This is a genomic window from Nocardioides alpinus, from assembly GCF_900112035.1.
In the GTDB taxonomy this organism is placed as follows: domain Bacteria; phylum Actinomycetota; class Actinomycetes; order Propionibacteriales; family Nocardioidaceae; genus Nocardioides; species Nocardioides alpinus.
Genome location: NZ_FOKC01000001.1, coordinates 600,223 through 617,323, shown reverse-complemented (window position 1 = coordinate 617,323; position 17,101 = coordinate 600,223). Strand labels below are relative to the sequence as shown.

Here is a 17,101-nt window from a genome sequence, read left to right as displayed (position 1 = left end):
TGAGCCTGGAGACGCGCATGAGCACAGTCCTGACCCGGTACGCCCAGCGAGGGATCTCCGCGCTAGCGACGCTGGCCCTCGTCGGGGGACTCGGCGCCATGGCGCCGTCGCCGGCCGCGGCCGCACCCTCGGCGGCCGCCGCCGCCGCCGTCAGCCTGTCCGGGCTGCAGACCAACGGCCGGGTCGACCCCCTCGGCATCCCCGGTGACGCGCCGAGCTTCGGATGGACCGCCGCCTCGACCGCGCGCGGCGTGGTGCAGGACGCGTACCAGGTCCGCGTCGCCATCAGCGAGGACGCGCTCGCCTCGCCGGACGTCTGGGACTCCGGCAAGGTCGACTCGGACCGCCAGGTGGACGTCGCCTACGCCGGTCCAGCGCTCGCCTCGCAGACCCGCTACGTGTGGCAGGTCCGCACCTGGGACGCCACCGACGCGGCCTCCGAGTGGAGCGCCCCGGCCTCCTTCGAGACCGGCATCCTGACCGCCGGGGAGTGGCAGGGCGACTGGATCGGCAAGTCCGCGACCGGTGAGGTCGACCGCTGGGGCAACTACACCGCCGACATCGACTTCGACATCGCCGACATGGCCGTCGGCGTCTTCGTCCGCGCCGCGAGCACCCAGAACGCCCTCATGTGGCAGATCTCCGCCGCTGACGGAACGCCCCGGTTCCGCCCGCACAAGCGGGTGAACGGCGTCTACTCGCTGTTGGACAACAAGCCCATCCCGGGCATCACCGCGACCCAGCTGCTCACCGGCACGCACCGCCTGTCGGTCACGGTCGACGGCAGCACGATCACCACGCTGCTCGACGGCACCCAGATCGACCAGCGCACCGACACCTCGTTCACCAAGGGCTTCGTCGGTTTCCGCCAGGACTTCGTGGCTGCGGGCAACGTCGACGAGGCCGCCGACATCAAGGCCGTCACGGTGACCGCCAAGAACGGTGAGGTCCTGCTCGACACCGACTTCACCACCGGCAACCCGTTCACCGGTGGCCGGCTGACCTCCGCGGGCCTGCGCGTCGCCGAGCGCCAGGACGTCCTCTACCGCACCCCCGACTCCCACAAGCCGCTCCTGCGGACCTCGTTCACGACCGACCCCGGCAAGACGATCGAGTCGGCACGAGTCTACGCCTCGGCGCAGGGCGTCTACGAGATGCGGCTCAACGGTGCGCAGGTCGGCGACCAGTTCCTGGCGCCGGGCTGGACCGAGTACCGCAAGCGGATCCAGCACCAGACGTACGACGTGACTGATCAGGTTCGCAGCGGAGCGAACGCCTTCGGCGCCGAGCTCGGCGACGGCTGGTGGAAGGGCAAGATCGCGTCCTTCGGCTTCAACCACTACGGCAGCAGCCTGGGCCTGATCGCGCAGCTGCGCATCGACTACACCGACGGCACGTCGCAGGTCGTCACGACCGACGACACGTGGAAGAGCCACTTCGGCCCCTACGTGGAGGCCGACAACATCGAGGGCGAGACCTACGACGCCAACGCCGAGCAGCCCGGCTGGGACGCGCCGGGCTTCGACGACGCCGGCTGGAACCCGGTCACGATCGCCACCAACACGTCCGCGCGCCTGGTGCCGCAGCCCGACGAGCCGGTGCGGGTCACCGAGGAGCTGGCTGCGCAGGCGCACACCACCCCGGCCCCCGGCGTGGAGGTCTACGACCTCGGCCAGAACATGGTCGGTGTGGCCCGGCTGACCCTGCAGGGCCAGGCCGGAGCGACCGTCCGGATCCGCTACGGCGAGGAGCTCAACCCCGACGGGTCGCTCTACACCGCCAACATGCGCTCCGCGAAGGTCACCGACTTCTACACCTTCGCGACGACCGGCACGGCGACCTACACGCCCAAGTTCACCCAGCACGGGTTCCGCTACCTCGAGATCACCGGTACGACGGCCGCTCCGGCGCTCGCCGACGTCACGGGTGTCGTGTGGGGCTCGGACCTGGCCGACACCGGCACGCTCGTGACCTCCGACCCGATGCTGAACCAGCTCCAGAGCAACATCTCCTGGGGCCAGCGCGGCAACTTCCTCTCGGTCCCCACCGACACCCCGGCCCGCGACGAGCGGCTGGGCTGGACGGGTGACATCAACGTCTTCGCACCCACCGCGAGCTACCTCACCGACACCCGCGGATTCCTGGGCAAGTGGATGACCGACCTCCGCGACGCCGCTTACGCCGACGGCAACGTCCCCGGCATCGCACCGGTGGTGCCCAACGCCGGGGACTTCGGCTCGGGCCTCGGCTGGTCCGACGCCGCCATCACGGTGCCCTACGCCACCTGGAAGGCCTGGGACGACGGCCGGATCGTGCGGGAGAACTACGCGTCGATGGAGAAGTTCCTCGGCTTCGTGCGCACCAGTGCCGGCACCGACCTGATCGACTCCGGTCGCGGGCACTGGGAGGACTGGCTCAACCTGGACGACCCGACCAGCGTCGGAGTGCTCGGCACCATGTACTACGCCGAGGACGCCCGGATGCTGTCGGAGATGGCGGCGGCGATCGGCGAGGACGAGGACGCGGCGGAGTACGCCGACCTCTCGACCGCCGTCCGCGCGGCCTTCGTCGACGAGTTCGTGCAGTCCACCGGCACGATCCAGGGCAACAGCCAGGCCGGCTACGCGATGGCGCTCGGCATGGACATGATCGCCGACGCCGACCTCCGTCAGAAGGTCGCCGACCAGTTCGTGGCCAAGCTGGCCGCGAGCAACAACCACCTGACCACCGGCTTCCTCGGCACCCCGTGGCTGCTGCCGGCCCTCAGCAGCATCGACCGCGACGACCTCGCCTACACGATGCTCCTGCACAAGGACTACCCGTCCTGGGGCTACGAGATCGAGAACGGCGCCACCACCATGTGGGAGCGCTGGAACTCGATCATGCCGGACGGCTCGTTCGGACCCGTCGAGATGAACTCCTTCAACCACTACGCCTACGGCGCCGTCGGCGACTGGATGTACCAGAACATCGGCGGGATCAAGGCCCTCGAGGCCGGCTACAAGGTCTCGCGCATCGCTCCCGTCATGGGGGGCGGGCTGACCCACGGCGCCGGCGCCTTCGACTCGGCGTACGGTCCGATCACGACCGACTGGACCCTGCGGGGCGAGGAGCTCTCGCTCACGGCGCAGGTCCCGGTCAACACCACGGCGGAGGTCGTGCTGCCCGCCGCGAACGCGTACGCCCTCACCGAGGGCGGGCAGCTGCTCGGCGACGTCGACGGTGTCCTCGACGTCCGGGACGACGGCGACACGGTCACCGTGACCGTCGGCTCCGGCAGCTATGACTTCGCCACCGCGGCCTCCAACGCCGCCCTCGGCGAGATCGCCGGGGACCTCGAGGCGCTGCGGTCCCACGTCGCCGACCTGGCCGACGACGGCGACCTGACCACGTCCGAGCGCGGTCAGCTCGACACCGCGGTCGACGCGATCAGTGCCGACGTGGACGCAGCTCTGCTCGCCGGGATCGACGGCGACGAGGCCGACGTCACCGCGGCGCTCGCCGCCGCACGGGACGGAGCCCGCGACCTGCGCACCTGGTTGGCGACCTCCGGGATCGCCGGTCCGGTCAAGGACGACCTCGACACCCGGGTCGCGGCCATCGAGGCCCGGCTCGTCAACGCCTACCTGGCCTCCGTCGGTGTCTCCGTCGCGCTGCCGCCCGTCGACGGTGCCGCCCTCCCCGGCGCCACCGTCTCCGGGACGGTCGAGGTGACCAACACGGGGGACGAGCCGATCACCGCGCTCGAGGGCACGGTCGACGCGGCCGGCCTCGGCGAGGCGAACGTCTCGCTCGCGTCGCTTCCCGCCGGAGGATCCGTCCAGCTGCCGTTCGAGCTGGACGTCCCGAAGCAGGCCGACCCGGGCACGTACGCCGCGACGCTGGCGCTGGACCTCGTCCTCTCGGGTGAGCCGTTCACGGCCACGGCGGCGACGCCCGCATGGGCGACGGTGACCTCCGGTCTCACCATCGGCGCGGTCACCATCGCGGCCGACGCCGTCGACCCGGCCGACCACGCGGTGGTCTCCGTCCCCGTCGCCAACGCCGGGACAGCCGACGTCCGTGCGCACGTCGGGCTCACGCTCCCCCTGGGGTGGCGCACGGCGCCCTCGTCCGACGTCCGCGTCGCAGCGGGCGAGCAGGTCGTGGTGGCCGTGCCGGTCGTCGTGCCGCTCGACCGCGTGAGCAACGAGCCGGTCCCGGCCGACGTACGCGTGGGACGGGCGGGTGCGACCCTGGCCGAGCGAACCGTGGAGCTGACCCTCGCGCTGCCCACGCCTCGGCCGCCGGCCACCGGCTACGTCGACTACGTCGACTTCGGCAACACCGCCTCGGAGGGCGCGCACGCCCTCCAGGTGTCGCCGTCCAGCGGCACCAACACCGAGGCCGGCCTGACCCGTCGCTACTCCAACTCGGGCACGCCGGGTTCGTGGTTCTCCGCGGAGGTCCAGGTGCCGGCGGGCCAGCCGTTCGTGCTGCGCAACGTCGAGACCTACTCCGGTCCCTACACCAAGAAGTACGACATCTACGTCGACGACGTCCTGGTCCGCGAGCACGTGCTGCCGCGTGCCGAGGGTGGCGAGGGCTCAAAGGTCTACGACTTCCCGGTGACCGACCCTGCTGCGCTCGCTGCTGCCGCCGACGGCAAGGTGCGGGTCCGCTACGAGTACCGCCTCGGGACCCGCGCCCAGGACGGCTTCTTCGACCCGTCCATCGCGGACCTGTGGGTGCTGCGCGTGACCGACGACGAGCGGGCGCCCGACGTCTCCGCGACCGTCGCCAGCGGTCGGGCGGGCGACAACGGCTGGTGGCGCTCCGACGTCACGGTCGGGGTGCAGGCCCTCGACAGCCGTGACGAGGCTCCCGAGGTCGAGATCTCGCAGGGCCCCGGCTGGTCGGCGTACACCGAGCCGGTCGCGGTGAGCGGCGACGGGAAGCACGAGGTGGGCCATCGCGCCACCGATGCCGCCGGCAACGTCTCGCCGGCGGGTGTGCTGCCGGTCTGGATCGACGCCACGGCGCCGCAGACCAGCCTGGCCGTGACCCGCGGTGGAGGGGTCGAGGACGCGGACACCGCGAGCCTGAGGCTCGCCGCGACCGACGCCACGAGTGGCGTGGCCACCACGGCCTACCGGGTCGACGGCGGTGCCTGGGCCACGGCCGGTGCCCAGCCCTTCACCGTCACCGGCTTCGGGACGCACGTCGTGGAGTTCGCCTCGACCGACGTGGCGGGCAACCCCGAGCCGATGCGACGCGAGACGGTCACGCTCGCCGACGTGGACACCGTGTCGGCCGTCGTGGCACCGCAGGTCACCGGGACACCGGTCGTGGGTGCGACGCTGGCGTCGACCCCGGGATCGTGGAACACCAAGGGTCTGTCCTTCGCCCACCAGTGGCTGCGTGACGGGGTGCCGATCGCGGGAGCGACGAGCACGTCCTACGGCGTGGCGGCGGCCGACCTCGGTGCCCGGCTCGCCGTGCGCGTGACCGCGACCAAGGCCGGCAAGGAGCCGGGCGTGGCGACGTCCTCGGCGACGGCACCGGTCACCCAGGTGCCGACCACGACCCCGCCCACGACGGACCCGCCCACGACTGACCCGCCGCAGGCAGGGAGGGCGGACTCCAGGACGACGGTCCGCACCCACCGGACGCGGGTCGCGAAGGGGCAGCCGGTCAAGGTGACCGTCGTCGTGAGGTCCGATGCGAAGGTCACCGGCAGGGTGTTGGTCCGCGTCGACGGCAAGGTGGTCACGCGGGTCTCGCTCCGCAAGGTCGCCGGCGGGGGCAGGGCCGTGGTCACGGTGCGGATCGCCCGGGTGGGCAAGCACCGGATCACCGCGACCTACCTCGGGTCGACCCTCGTCGCCCGGTCCACCTCGAAGGCCCGCATCGTCAGGGTCACCTGAGCGGGAGGGCAGGAGTCCGTGGCGGCCGGCCGCGGACTCCTGCCTGCAGGATCCCCGCTAACGTCGGAGCGTGACGGACTACCAGCGGATCCACGTGGTCACGACGCAGGCGGGTGCGGCCGACGTCGAGCGCCTGCGCGCGCACCTACGGTCGTCGGCCGTCGTCGTCACTGCGCCGACCGCCGAGGCGAAGCAGGTGGTCCAGGGGCTCGGTCGCGACGCCCATCCCGACGTGCTCCTCGCGCCGGTCCGCTTCCCCGACGTCGACCGCGGTCACCGCCTCGACGCGCTCGTGCGCCGTCACGCCGTGGAGGACCGCTTCTGCGACGTCGTCGTGGTGGCCGACCCCGCCACGGTGGTGCTGCTGCTGCGCGTCCTGGCGCCCGACCAGCTGGCCTCCGGGGGTCCGGTGACCGAGGTCGGGCTGCCGCGCGGCCCCCGTCCGGTGCCGCTCGGGCAGGCGGCGATCGGAGGAGGGGTGCTCGCGTTCGTCACCCTCGCACTGTCGACGCTCCTGCCGGTGTGGCTGCTGCCGGCACTGGTCGCCCTGGTCGGACTCGCGCTGCTCGTCGTGCCGGGGCGCCGCTACCTCGGTCAGACGCTGCTCATCGCTCTGGGGGCGTCCCTCGTGGTCGGCCTGCTCGCGATCGCGGGTTCGGACCGCTTCCCCGGCGCCTGGTGACGGTCCGCCTCAGGCCACCCGAGCGGGCTCGACCAGCGCCGGTGTGTGCCGGAGCACGGCCACCATCGCGGACACGGTGAGCAGCAGCGCCGAGGCGAGCGCCACGACGCCCGGCCACCCGGCGTGGCTCCAGGCGGCGCTGCCGAGGTTGCCGAAGACCGACGAGCCGACGTAGTAGGCGAAGAGGTAGAACGCCGCGGCCTGCCCGGTGCTCACCCCCGCCAGGTGTGCCCGCGCAGTGACCCAGCCGCTCGCCAGCCCGTGGATGCAGAAGAAGCCGATCGTCAGTGCGGCGACACCCAGGACCACGAACGGGAGCGAGCCGCTCAGCGTCAGGAGCACCCCCGCCAGGGCGATCGCGCAGCCGGCGGGGATGGTGGACCGCCTCCCGATGCGGTCGGCCACGCGCCCGGAGACGGCCGAGCTGACGCTGCCGAGGGCGTAGACGAGGAAGACCAGGCTGATGGTGCCGACGGAGAGGTCGTACGGCGCTGCGCTGAGGCGGAAGCCGAGCGCGTTCAGCACCGCGACCAGGGCGCCCACCGCGCACGCCCCGAGGACGTAGAGGGCGACCAGGGCCCGGTCACGCACTGCGGCCCGCGCCTGGCCCAGGGCCACCCGGGCGCCAGCGGGGCGGGCGGTGAAGTGCCGCGACGCGGGCAGGAGCCAGGCCACGAGCGCTGCGCAGACGAGGGCGAAGGCGGCTGCGGCGGCGAGCCCCCACCGCCAGCCCGCGAGGTCGGCGACGGGCGCGGTCACCAACCGGCCGGCCATGCCCCCGAGCGCCGTGCCGCCGATGTAGAGGCCGAACGCGCGGCCGTGGGCGGAGGGGTGCAGCTCCTCGCGCAGGTAGGCCGTCGCCACGGCGGGGAGACCGGCCAGGGTGATGCCCTGGAGCATCCGCAGGCCGAGCAGCGTCTCCCACGTCGGCGCGACCGCGCACGCCAGCGCCACCGCGCCCGACGACCAGAGCGCCACGTGGATCAGCCGGGTGCGCCCCACGACCTCCGACAGCGGACCGGCGACCAGCAGGGAGACGGCCAGTGCGGCCGTGGTCAGCGAGAGGGCGAGGGTCCCGCGGGTCGGCGAGATGTCGAAGGCCCGGACCAGCTCGGGGAGCAGCGCCTGGACGTCGTAGAGGAGCACGAAGGTCGCCATGCCGGCAGCGAACATCGCGACCATGATCCGGCGGTAGCCGTCGCTCCCCGGCCGGTGCGGCTCGAGGTCGGCGCAGGCAGGCGCGCAGGACTGGTCGACGGTGCTCACCCGGTCGATGCTGGGCTCTGGCGTTGGATACGTCCAATGTCGATCACGGCGTGCAACCATGCGTACGACGTATGATCACGTCGTGCTGATCCGCGACCTCTCCTGGCTGCTGGAGCTGGGCGACGCGGGCCACGTGACCGAGGCCGCCGCGACGATCGGCACCAGCCAGCCCACGCTCTCGCGTGCCTTGGCGCGGCTCGAGGACGAGCTGGGCGTACGGATATTCGAGCGGCTGCCCACCGGGGTGAGTCCCACCCCCGAGGGCGAGATCGTGATCGAGGCCGCCCGGGACCTGGTGGCTCGACACGACCTCCTGGTCGCGGCGCTGACCCACCGGCTCGACCCGGACTCCGGGATGGTGCGGCTGGCGTTCCTCGACTCGATGGCGACCACGCTCGTGCCGCGGTTGCTGCGTGCCTTCCACGCCCAGGCGCCCGGCATCAAGGTCGTGCTGAGCCAGGAGCCCACCCACCACATCCACCGAGACCTCGACCGCGGGGTCGTCGAGCTCGGCCTCACCATGGACCGGGCCGAGGGGCACGCCTGGTTGCCCGTACGCCGGGAGCGGCTGGTGGTCGTGGTGCCGCCGGGTCACCGACTGCGCCACCGCAAGCGGGTCGGCCTCGCGGAGCTCGCCGACGACGAGCTGGTCACGACCCCGGCCGGCTTCGCCCACCGCGCGCTCGTGGACGGGCTGCTCGCTGATGCCGGCATCAGCCCGACGATCTCCTTCGAGAGCGCCGACCTGGCCACCATCGAGGGCCTGGTGGCGGCCGGGCTGGGCGTCGCGGTGGTGCCCGAGGCGTTCGCCGGTCAGTCGGGATCGGTCGGGCTGGCGCTCTCCTCACCCGGTGCCACGCGCACGATCGGCCTCACCTGGCGCACGGACCGGCCCCTGGCCCCGCCGGCGCAGCGGCTCGTCGACTTCGTCCGCGGCCAGGGCTGGGACGACTAGGAGCTGCCCCGGCCGGTCCCGGGAACGACGAAACCCCGCCCGGGCTGGATCGGGCGGGGTCAGGCCGAGCTGGGTGTCAGCCCTTGCGGGGGCCGAAGAGGAGGCCGCGTCGGGCCTTGGTCCTGGCGTTGCGCGGCTGCGGGATGGCCGGGGCGGGCCACCACTCGACGGTCTGGTAGCCGGCGCGGTTGAAGCCCTCGCGGTAGACGAAGTTGTCGCCGCACGAGCAGACCCACCGCTCACCGACCTCGTGGCCCTCGGGCGACGGTGCACCCTCGGTCTGCAGACACACGTGAATCATCGTGGAATCCATGGCGCACCCTCCCTGGCGTCGGCCCCCGAAACAGATCGGTTGCCGCCATGCTCCGCCACGTATAACGCGGAGCCAATGGACGGCTCAACAAATGCGGCGGTTCTTGATCGAAAATCGCAGGTTACTGCCGACTTCACAAGACCGGACTGGCCCAGCTCGCACCGGGAGGATCAGATCCAGCGCTGGAACCAGATCCGGGCGTCCCACTCCGACTTGGTGAGCAGCACGTCGGTCCACACCGGCCAGAACCATGCGAAGGCGATGAGGGCCAGCACGGTGTAGCTGCCGGCGACGACCACCCCGAACGTACGTCGCGGGGTCGGCACGTCGGAGGTGCCGATCAGGTGGCCCATCGCGAGCGCCAGCGACAGCACCATGAAGGGCAGGCAGGTGATCGCGTAGAAGAAGAAGATCGGCCGGTCGTCGTAGAGGAACCACGGCAGCCAGGTGCTCGCCAGCCCGAGCACCGCGACACCGTGGCGCCAGTCGCGCGCGCCGATCCACAGCAGCAGCGAGGCGACCATGGCCAGGCAGCCCCCCCACCAGATCACCGGGTTGCCGATGAGCAGGATCTGCCGGATGCACGTCGAGCCGCTCGGTGCCTCGCAGCCCTGCGAGCCCGGCTGGATGTCGGTCTGGGCGTCGACGCCGACGGGGCGTCCCATGACGAGCCAGGTCGACGGCTTGGAGGCGTAGATGTGCGTCTTGTCGTCGAGGAAGTGGCTGTGGAAGGTGTAGACGTCCTGGTGGTAGGACCACAGCGAGCGCAGCGACTGGGTGACCTCGCCGAGGCCGTCGGCGTCCGGCTCGCCGGCCGTCGGCCACGCCTCGCCCCCGCCGTACGACGTGTACTGCGTGTTGCTGAACGCCTCCTCGTAGGCATCGGCGTGCATCAACCAGCCGGTCCAGGTGGCGAGGTAGGTGACCAGGCCGACGCCCACGAGCGCGAGGAAGGCCGGGACGGCGTCGAGGAGGACCGAGCGCAGCAGCGGGCGTCGCTGCCCGAAGGCGCGCCGCGCCCCGGCGCTCCACAGCCAGGCGAGCAGGCCGAAGGCGGCGAGGGTGTAGAGCGCCGACCACTTCGTGCCGACGGCCAGGCCGAAGGCCACCCCGCCGAGGAGGAGCCACGGACGCCAGAGGCCCAGGGCGCGTGAGGACCGGCCGGACGCGAGGCGGTCGCGCAGCCACTGCCGGTCGGCGACGACGCAGTGGACGCCGCACAGCAGGAAGAACGCCAGGAAGATGTCGAGCAGCGCGAGGCGCGACAGCACGAGCTGGAGACCGTCGATCGAGAGCAGGAGGCCCGCGACCAGGCCGAGGACCGTCGATCCGGTGACCCGGCGGACGAACCGGCACATGAGGAGCACCATCAGGGCGCCGATGACGGCCGAGGCCATCCGCCACCCGGACGGCTCCATCCCGAAGACCTTGATGCCGCCGGCGATCAGCCACTTGCCGACCTCGGGGTGGACGATCATCGACGGGCCGTCCAGCCACAGGCCCGTCACGTCGCCGTTGAGGATGGTCTTGTCGGCGTCCTCGACGTAGCCCCGGACGTAGCCGTGGTTGAGCAGCGACCAGGCGTCCTTGGCGTAGTAGGTCTCGTCGAAGGAGAACTGGTGGGGCGTGCCGAGGTGCCACCGGCGCAGGAAGAACGCGAGGCTCGCGAGGCAGATCGCCCCGACCCAGCCGAGGAGGGGATCCTCCGACCTCCAGCGCGGACGGTTCCGCTCGGTGGCAGTCAGGGTCACGCGGGAACTTTAACCAGAGGCCGGGCGCCGGCACGCGGGCGCGCGCGAGGCGTCAGCGGACGCCCCCTTGACGTGACGGCTGCCACATCTAGACTCGGGGTATCGATTCAGACATGCGAACTGCGTTCGACATGTCGCCCACTGAGAGGTCGTCATGCCCCGCGTCGCGCTCGCCCTGCTGCTCCTCGTCTCCTCCGCCCTGGTGGGCGGGGCGGCAGTCACCACCGCGACCGCTGCATCCCCCGCTGCGGCCGTGGAGGGCCGGACCTGGGTGGTGGACGCCGTCGACGACGTCTCCAGCAACCGGTGGGAGTCGGTCGACACCGGCACGGCAGTGGTCACGATCGCCGTCGGGGACACCGTCGAGTGGCAGTTCGACCGCGCCACGCAGGGCCACGACCTGACCTCGCAGGCGCCCGAGCAGCCGTGGGAGAGCGCCTGGGGGTCGCCGCTCGCGGAGTATCGCGACCCCGACGGCGCGCCCGTGCGTCGCACCTTCACCGAGCCCGGCACCTACCGCTACATCTGCGCCATGCACGGCACCCTGATGAGCGGCACGATCGTGGTGACCGACATCGGCGACAACCAGGCGCCCACCGCCGCGCCGGTCGTGGAGCCGCTGTCCGGTCCAGCGCCGCTGGTCGTGCACGCGACGGCCAACGCGAGCGACCCCGACAGTGGCGACGTACCCGTGGTCTCGTGGGACCCGGGCGACGGCGGGCCGGTGTCCTACCGCGACCACGCGATGCTCGAGTACCGCACCCCGGGGCAGTACGTCGCCCGCCTGCGCGTGAGCGACGGGCGCGGCGGGCTGCACGTGGAGGAGTTCGCGATCACCGTCACCGGCGACCCGGGCCCGCCGGACCCCGAGCCGCCGACCGGTGGCGGACTCCCCGAGATCGACGCGCTGGCGGCTCCGGGACAGTCCCCGTCGGCGGTCGCCTTCTCGACGCAGGTCACCACCCGGGGCACGGCGAGCTCCTACTCCGCCGGGCTCGCGGACCACCCCGACCTCACCGGTCGGGCCGTGATGGTCCGCAGCCGGGGAAGGACCACCACCTCGCTCGAGGTCACCGGCGTCGCACCGAGCACCCCGCACCAGCAGGTGCACGTGCATGAGCTCGCGTGCGGCGACCAGCTCGGCGGGGCCCACTTCCGCTTCGACACCGCCCAGCCCTTCGCCGAGGTCAACGAGATCTGGCCGCTCTTCACCTCCGACGCGAGCGGTGCGAGCGGACCGGTCGAGGTCGTCAAGCCCCTGCGCGCCGGCCCCAAGGCCGTCTCGGTCGTCGTGCACGACCCCGCCAACGCCAGCCGGCGCATCGGCTGTGCCGACCTGTCCCCGGGCACCGCCGACCTCACCTACACGTGGAGCTTCGGTGACGGCACCACCGGCGCCGGCGCCGACCCGGACCACACCTATGCGGCCCCCGGCACCTACACCGCCACGGTGACGGTGGCCCGTGCCGGCGAGCACGCCGGCCACGGTGCCGTCACCGACAGCGTCCAGGTGGTCGTCGGGGGCGGAGCGCCGCCGGTGGTCGCCCCGCCGGTCGGCACGCCGCCGGTCGTGATCCCGCCGGTCGTGGCCCCGCCGGTGGTCGCCCCGCCGGTGGTCGCCCCGCTGGTCGACGTTGCCGGGCCGCGGATCTCCTCGCTCCGTCCCGGACGCACCACTTCCGACCGCCGCCCGACCATCCGCGCCCGGGTCGTCGACGCCGCGTCGGGGGTGGGGGCACGATCGATCAGGCTGCTCCTCGACGGCGACCGCGTCCGCGGGGCGACGTACGACCGCCGTGACGTCGTGCGGTGGACGCCGCGGCAGCGGCTGGCGCTCGGTCGCCACGTCGTACGCCTCGTGGCGCGGGACACGGCCGGCAACCGGTCGGTGCGGACCTGGCGCTTCCGGGTCGTGCGGCCCTAGGTCGTCCGGAGGAACGCTGCGACCACCGAGCCCAGGAGTGCGGGCTGCACGTCGACCGCGTCGAGTCCCACGGCATCGAGGTAGGCGAGGGTGTCGGCCACCCCGTCGTCGTACGACATCGGGCCGGGTCGGTCCGGGGTGCGGCGGTGCCCGGGGCGCTCGGGTGCGTGGGCGGTGAGCCACGGCAGCTGCTCGGCCAGCGGCCGCATCACCGCCGCCGTGCAGTAGCCGCCGTGCAGGAAGAGGGCGGCCGGACCGCTGCCGGTGACCTCGTGGTGGGTGGGGATCCCGCGGACGTCGACGAAGGGCACGTGCCGATGATCGCGCACCCCGACGGCCTGCCATGATCGACCCCATGGCAGGCGTCCTGGTCCTCGCGGGCACCCCGATCGGTCAGGTCGGCGACGCACCGCCCCGGCTCGCCGCCGAGCTCGCCGGTGCGGACGTCGTCGCTGCCGAGGACACCCGCCGGCTCAAGCGCCTCTGCGCCGACCTCGGCATCACGCTGTCGGGTCGCGTCGTGTCCTACTTCGAGGGCAACGAGCAGGCCCGCACCCCGGTCCTCCTGGAGGCACTGCTCGCCGGTGACCGGGTGGTGCTGGTCACCGACGCGGGGATGCCGAGCGTCTCCGACCCGGGCTACCGGCTGGTGGCGGCGGCGGTCGAGCACGACGTACGCGTGACCGCCGTGCCGGGCCCGAGCGCCGTGCTCACCGCCCTCGCGGTCAGCGGGCTGCCGGTCGACCGGTTCTGCTTCGAGGGGTTCCTGCCGCGCAAGGCGGGTGAGCGCGGTCGTCGCCTCGCCGCGCTCGCAGCTGAGGAGCGCACGATGGTCTTCTTCGAGGCCCCGCACCGCACCGAGGCCGCGCTGGCGGCGATGGCTGATGCGCTGGGCGACGACCGCCCCGCCGCGGTCTGCCGCGAGCTCACCAAGACCTACGAGGAAGTGCGCCGCGGCCCCCTCGCCGAGCTCGTCGCCTGGGCCGCCGAGGGCATCCGCGGCGAGGTGACGATCGTCGTCGAGGGCTCCAGCGGCGCCCCCGCCGTCGGCACCGACCCCGGGTCCCTGCGTACGGCCGTCGCCGAGCTCGAGGAGTCCGGCTCGACCCGCAAGGAGGCGATCGCCGAGGTCGCCAAGCGCGCCGGCCTGCCGAAGCGAGAGGTGTACGACGTTGTCCACCGCTGAGCCGACCCGGAGCCGCGCCGCGACCGAGGAGACGTCCGGTGCCAGGCGCGACCGCGAGCGCCCACCCGCTCCGGAGCCGCTGCCGCACCCGGTCGTGGACAACCACTGCCACCTCGACATCGCGGACGGCGACTGGCTCGCCACCGAGGCCGCGATCGCGGACGCCGCTGCCGTCGGCGTGCCGCGCATCGTGCAGATCGGCTGCGACATGCCGGGCGCGCGCTGGGCGGTGGCCGCGGCGGCCGAGCACGACGCGCTCGTCGCCGGTGTCGCCCTGCACCCCAACGAGGCGCCGCGGCTGGCCGCGACCGGGGACCTCGACTCCGCGATCGAGGAGATCGAGCGGCTCGCCACCACGCACGACAAGGTCCGCGCGATCGGCGAGACCGGGCTCGACCGCTTCCGGCATGCGCAGAGCGGGTCGGGGGACGAGGGGTGGGCGGCGCAGGAGGAGAGCTTCCGCCGCCACATCGACCTCGCCAAGCGGCTCGACAAGACCCTGGTGATCCACGACCGCGACGCGCACGACGACGTGCTCCGGATCCTCGACGAGGAGGGTGCGCCGGAGCGGTGGGTGATGCACTGCTTCTCCGGCGACGACGCCTTCGCCCGGCGCTGCCTGGACCGTGGCGCGTACCTCAGCTTCGCCGGGACGGTCACCTTCAAGAACGCCGCGCCGCTGCGCAACGCGCTCGCGGTGACGCCCCGCGACCGCGTCCTGGTCGAGACCGACGCCCCCTACCTCACCCCCACCCCCTACCGCGGTCGACCCAACGCGTCCTACCTCGTGCCGGTCACGATGCGGGCGATGGCGGAGGTGCTGCAGGCCGACCTCGAGGACCTCTGCCGGGCGGTCGACGCCACCACCGAGACCGCCTTCGGCGGGTCCTGGTAGGTCCCAGGAGTTTGCGTCATGGCCGGTCATCGTTATCGTCTTGTGATTGTTGGCCGGGATCGGGACTGATTTCCGGCAGCACAGAGGACCGGATCGGGCCGGTTCTGCGAGACCCCCGCTCGCACGTCGTACGGCCGCACCCCCCAGATCGCGGCCGCTGCGCACGCTGGGTGGGGGGGTGCTGCCACCCGAGGACCGGGGAGTACGACGTTCGGAGAATCGTGCGCTCTCGTTTCGCACAGCTCAGCAAGTCCAAGGCAGTCCTGGCGACCCTCGTGGCCGTGATCGTGGCAGCCGTCGGAGGTACGACGGTCGGCTACGCCGCGCTCAGCAAGGACGTGACCCTCACCGTCGACGGACGTACGACCCACGTGAGCGCCATCGGCGACACGGTCGGTGACGTGCTGGCCGCCGAGGGCGTCGACGTGACGGAGAAGGACCTCGTCGCCCCCGCGATCGACGAGACCATCACCGACGGGTCTGCCATCGCCGTCCAGTTCGGCCGGCCCCTGGAGATCTCCGTCGACGGTGACTCCCACACCTACTGGGTCAACTCCACCAACGTCGCCAGCGCGCTCGGCGAGATCGGGCGCCGCTTCGACGGCGCCGACCTGTCCGCCAGCCGCGGCTCCTCCATCGGACGCACCGGCCTCAAGCTGGAGGTCGTCACGCCGAAGGTCGTGCGGATCAAGCTCGGCGCGAAGGACCTCCGCCGGCACGAGGTCACCGCGGTGACGGTCGCCGACGTGCTGAAGTCCATGGGCTTCGAGGTCGACCGGCACGACAAGATCACGCCGTCACTGACCACCGAGATCACCGACGGCGACCGCGTCGTCGTCACGGACATCCGGCTCGCGACCAAGAAGGTGAAGCGCGAGGTCGTCGACGCTCCTGTGATCCAGCGCGAGGACCCCACCATGTTCGAGGGTGAGGAGGAGGTCGTGCAGTCCGGCAAGGACGGCGTACGCAACGTCACCTACCGCCTCCGCTTCGTCAACGGTGAGCTCGTCGCCCGCAAGGTCGTCAGTGCCAAGGTCAGCGTCAAGGCCGTGGCGACGATCGTGAAGGTCGGCACGAAGGAGGAGCCCACCTCGGACTTCTCCGGTGGCAGCACCGTCTGGGACTCCCTGGCGCAGTGCGAGTCCGGCGGCAACTGGGCCATCAACACCGGCAACGGCTACTACGGCGGCCTCCAGTTCAACCTCGGCACCTGGCAGGCCTACGGCGGCACCGGGCTGCCCAGCCAGAACTCCCGCGAGACCCAGATCGCCGTCGCCGAGCGGCTCCGTGCCGCCACCGGCGGCTACGGCTCCTGGCCGGGCTGCGCGGCCAAGCTGGGCCTGCCGACCTGACCTGACCTGCTCGCGGTGACGCGGGCCGACACCAGGCCCGGCCAGCGGAGTACCTCCGGGTGCGTGCGCGCGACCACCAGCTCGCTCTGCGGCAGCAGGTCGTGGAGGAGCTCGGACGTGCTCACCGGGTGCGCGGGGTCCTCGACCCAGGCGAGCAGCAGGGTGGGCAGGTCGATCGTCGCCACCACGTCGGGGGCGGGCAGGTCGGTGAGCGCCGCCCCGCGGAACACCGTGGGCAGCAGGTCGAGCGCGACGTCGGGCCAGGTGACCGGCTTGTCGGGGTTCTCGGCCGGCGGCAGCGGCGTCAGCCGACCCGCCTCGACGAGGGCGTCGACGCCCGCGGTCTCCACGACACGCGCGCACTCCTCGTAGCCCGCCCCCTGCGCGACCCGCGTCTCCCAGGCCGTCGGCGGGATGCACAGCGTGAGCCCGGAGAACGTCGTCGGTGCTGCCGCGGCGGCGTGGACCAGCGTGCCGCTGCCCATCGAGCTCCCGACGCCGTAGACCTCTTCGCCGGGGAAGACGTGCTCGAGGAGCGCGAGGAGGTCCTCGGCGAGCAGCGACCAGGCGTACGACGACGCGTCCCGCGGCCCCGTCGACAGGCCGTGGCCGCGGGCGTCGTAGCGCAGCACCCGGCATCCGGTCAGGTCGCCGACGAGGTCGACGGCGATCAGGTCCTCGCGAGCCCGGCTCGACGTGAGCCCGTGCAGCTGCACCACGGCGGGCCCGTCGTCGCCCCGCACGTCGAAGTCCAGGTCGGCGTCGGAGTGGCGCAGGACGGGCACGTGGCTCCTCGGATGAGGCGGGGTGGCGGGGTGGGGATGGGCGTGCAGGGCCGGGGTGCCGAGTCTAGGAGCGCGGGGCTGCTGCC

The 17,101-nt window shown here is 72.6% G+C and carries 12 protein-coding genes; 7 read left to right on the top strand and 5 right to left on the bottom strand.

Features of this window, described 5'->3' with window-relative positions; translation table 11 throughout:
- Positions 1-17: 17 nt before the first annotated feature.
- Both BM127_RS02960 and BM127_RS02955 read left to right on the top strand, forming a co-directional pair.
- The gene (locus BM127_RS02960; protein WP_091194031.1) at positions 18-5,906 is read left to right on the top strand and encodes a family 78 glycoside hydrolase catalytic domain; all 5,889 of its coding nucleotides are present in this window, start codon (positions 18-20) and stop codon (positions 5,904-5,906) included.
- Between the two features lie 70 nt (positions 5,907-5,976).
- Positions 5,977-6,588, top strand: a complete 612-nt coding sequence (locus BM127_RS02955; protein WP_091194029.1) for a hypothetical protein — start codon at positions 5,977-5,979, stop codon at positions 6,586-6,588.
- A 9-nt stretch (positions 6,589-6,597) separates the two neighbouring features.
- Here the strand turns inward: BM127_RS02955 and BM127_RS02950 are convergent, their stop codons facing one another.
- Entirely contained in the window at positions 6,598-7,854 is a 1,257-nt protein-coding gene (locus BM127_RS02950) for an MFS transporter (RefSeq protein WP_231263104.1), read from the bottom strand.
- Between the two features lie 82 nt (positions 7,855-7,936).
- Here BM127_RS02950 and BM127_RS02945 point away from each other — a divergent pair, with 82 nt between their 5' ends.
- Entirely contained in the window at positions 7,937-8,809 is an 873-nt protein-coding gene (locus BM127_RS02945) for a LysR family transcriptional regulator (RefSeq protein ID WP_091194026.1), read from the top strand.
- Positions 8,810-8,885: 76 nt separating this feature from the next.
- Here BM127_RS02945 and BM127_RS02940 read toward each other — a convergent pair whose 3' ends face one another.
- Both BM127_RS02940 and BM127_RS02935 read right to left on the bottom strand, forming a co-directional pair.
- Positions 8,886-9,122 (bottom strand): hypothetical protein, encoded by a 237-nt coding sequence (locus BM127_RS02940; protein WP_157829656.1) that lies wholly within the window; start codon positions 9,120-9,122, stop codon positions 8,886-8,888.
- A gap of 170 nt (positions 9,123-9,292) precedes the next feature.
- On the bottom strand, positions 9,293-10,873 hold the full coding sequence (locus BM127_RS02935) for a dolichyl-phosphate-mannose--protein mannosyltransferase (protein WP_091194022.1): 1,581 nt from the start codon (positions 10,871-10,873) through the stop codon (positions 9,293-9,295).
- Positions 10,874-11,027: 154 nt separating this feature from the next.
- Here BM127_RS02935 and BM127_RS02930 point away from each other — a divergent pair, with 154 nt between their 5' ends.
- Positions 11,028-12,797 carry a PKD domain-containing protein gene (locus BM127_RS02930; protein WP_101228987.1) on the top strand — a complete coding sequence of 590 codons (1,770 nt, stop codon included), beginning with the start codon at positions 11,028-11,030 and terminating at the stop codon, positions 12,795-12,797.
- Here the strand turns inward: BM127_RS02930 and BM127_RS02925 are convergent.
- Positions 12,794-13,108: an alpha/beta fold hydrolase gene (locus tag BM127_RS02925; protein ID WP_091194020.1), complete on the bottom strand. Its 315-nt coding sequence runs from the start codon at positions 13,106-13,108 to the stop codon at positions 12,794-12,796. The two genes, BM127_RS02930 and BM127_RS02925, sit on opposite strands and share 4 nt — an antisense overlap.
- Positions 13,109-13,140: 32 nt before the next feature.
- On the opposite strand from BM127_RS02925, the gene rsmI reads away from it, so the two are divergent.
- The 3 genes from rsmI (at position 13,141) to BM127_RS22970 (ending at position 16,230) form a co-directional block, all read left to right on the top strand.
- Positions 13,141-13,983, top strand: coding sequence for a 16S rRNA (cytidine(1402)-2'-O)-methyltransferase (gene rsmI / locus BM127_RS02920; protein WP_198554477.1), 843 nt, complete (start codon positions 13,141-13,143; stop codon positions 13,981-13,983).
- On the top strand, positions 13,970-14,878 hold the full coding sequence (locus BM127_RS02915; RefSeq protein WP_091194018.1) for a TatD family hydrolase: 909 nt from the start codon (positions 13,970-13,972) through the stop codon (positions 14,876-14,878). The genes rsmI and BM127_RS02915 overlap by 14 nt, the downstream gene beginning before the upstream one ends.
- 221 nt (positions 14,879-15,099) lie before the next feature.
- Positions 15,100-16,230 carry a resuscitation-promoting factor gene (locus BM127_RS22970; RefSeq protein ID WP_269800914.1) on the top strand — a complete coding sequence of 377 codons (1,131 nt, stop codon included), beginning with the start codon at positions 15,100-15,102 and terminating at the stop codon, positions 16,228-16,230.
- Here the strand turns inward: BM127_RS22970 and BM127_RS02905 are convergent.
- Positions 16,182-17,015, bottom strand: a complete 834-nt coding sequence (locus BM127_RS02905) for an alpha/beta fold hydrolase (protein ID WP_091194014.1) — start codon at positions 17,013-17,015, stop codon at positions 16,182-16,184. The genes BM127_RS22970 and BM127_RS02905 overlap by 49 nt on opposite strands.
- Between the last annotated feature and the right edge of the window lie 86 nt (positions 17,016-17,101).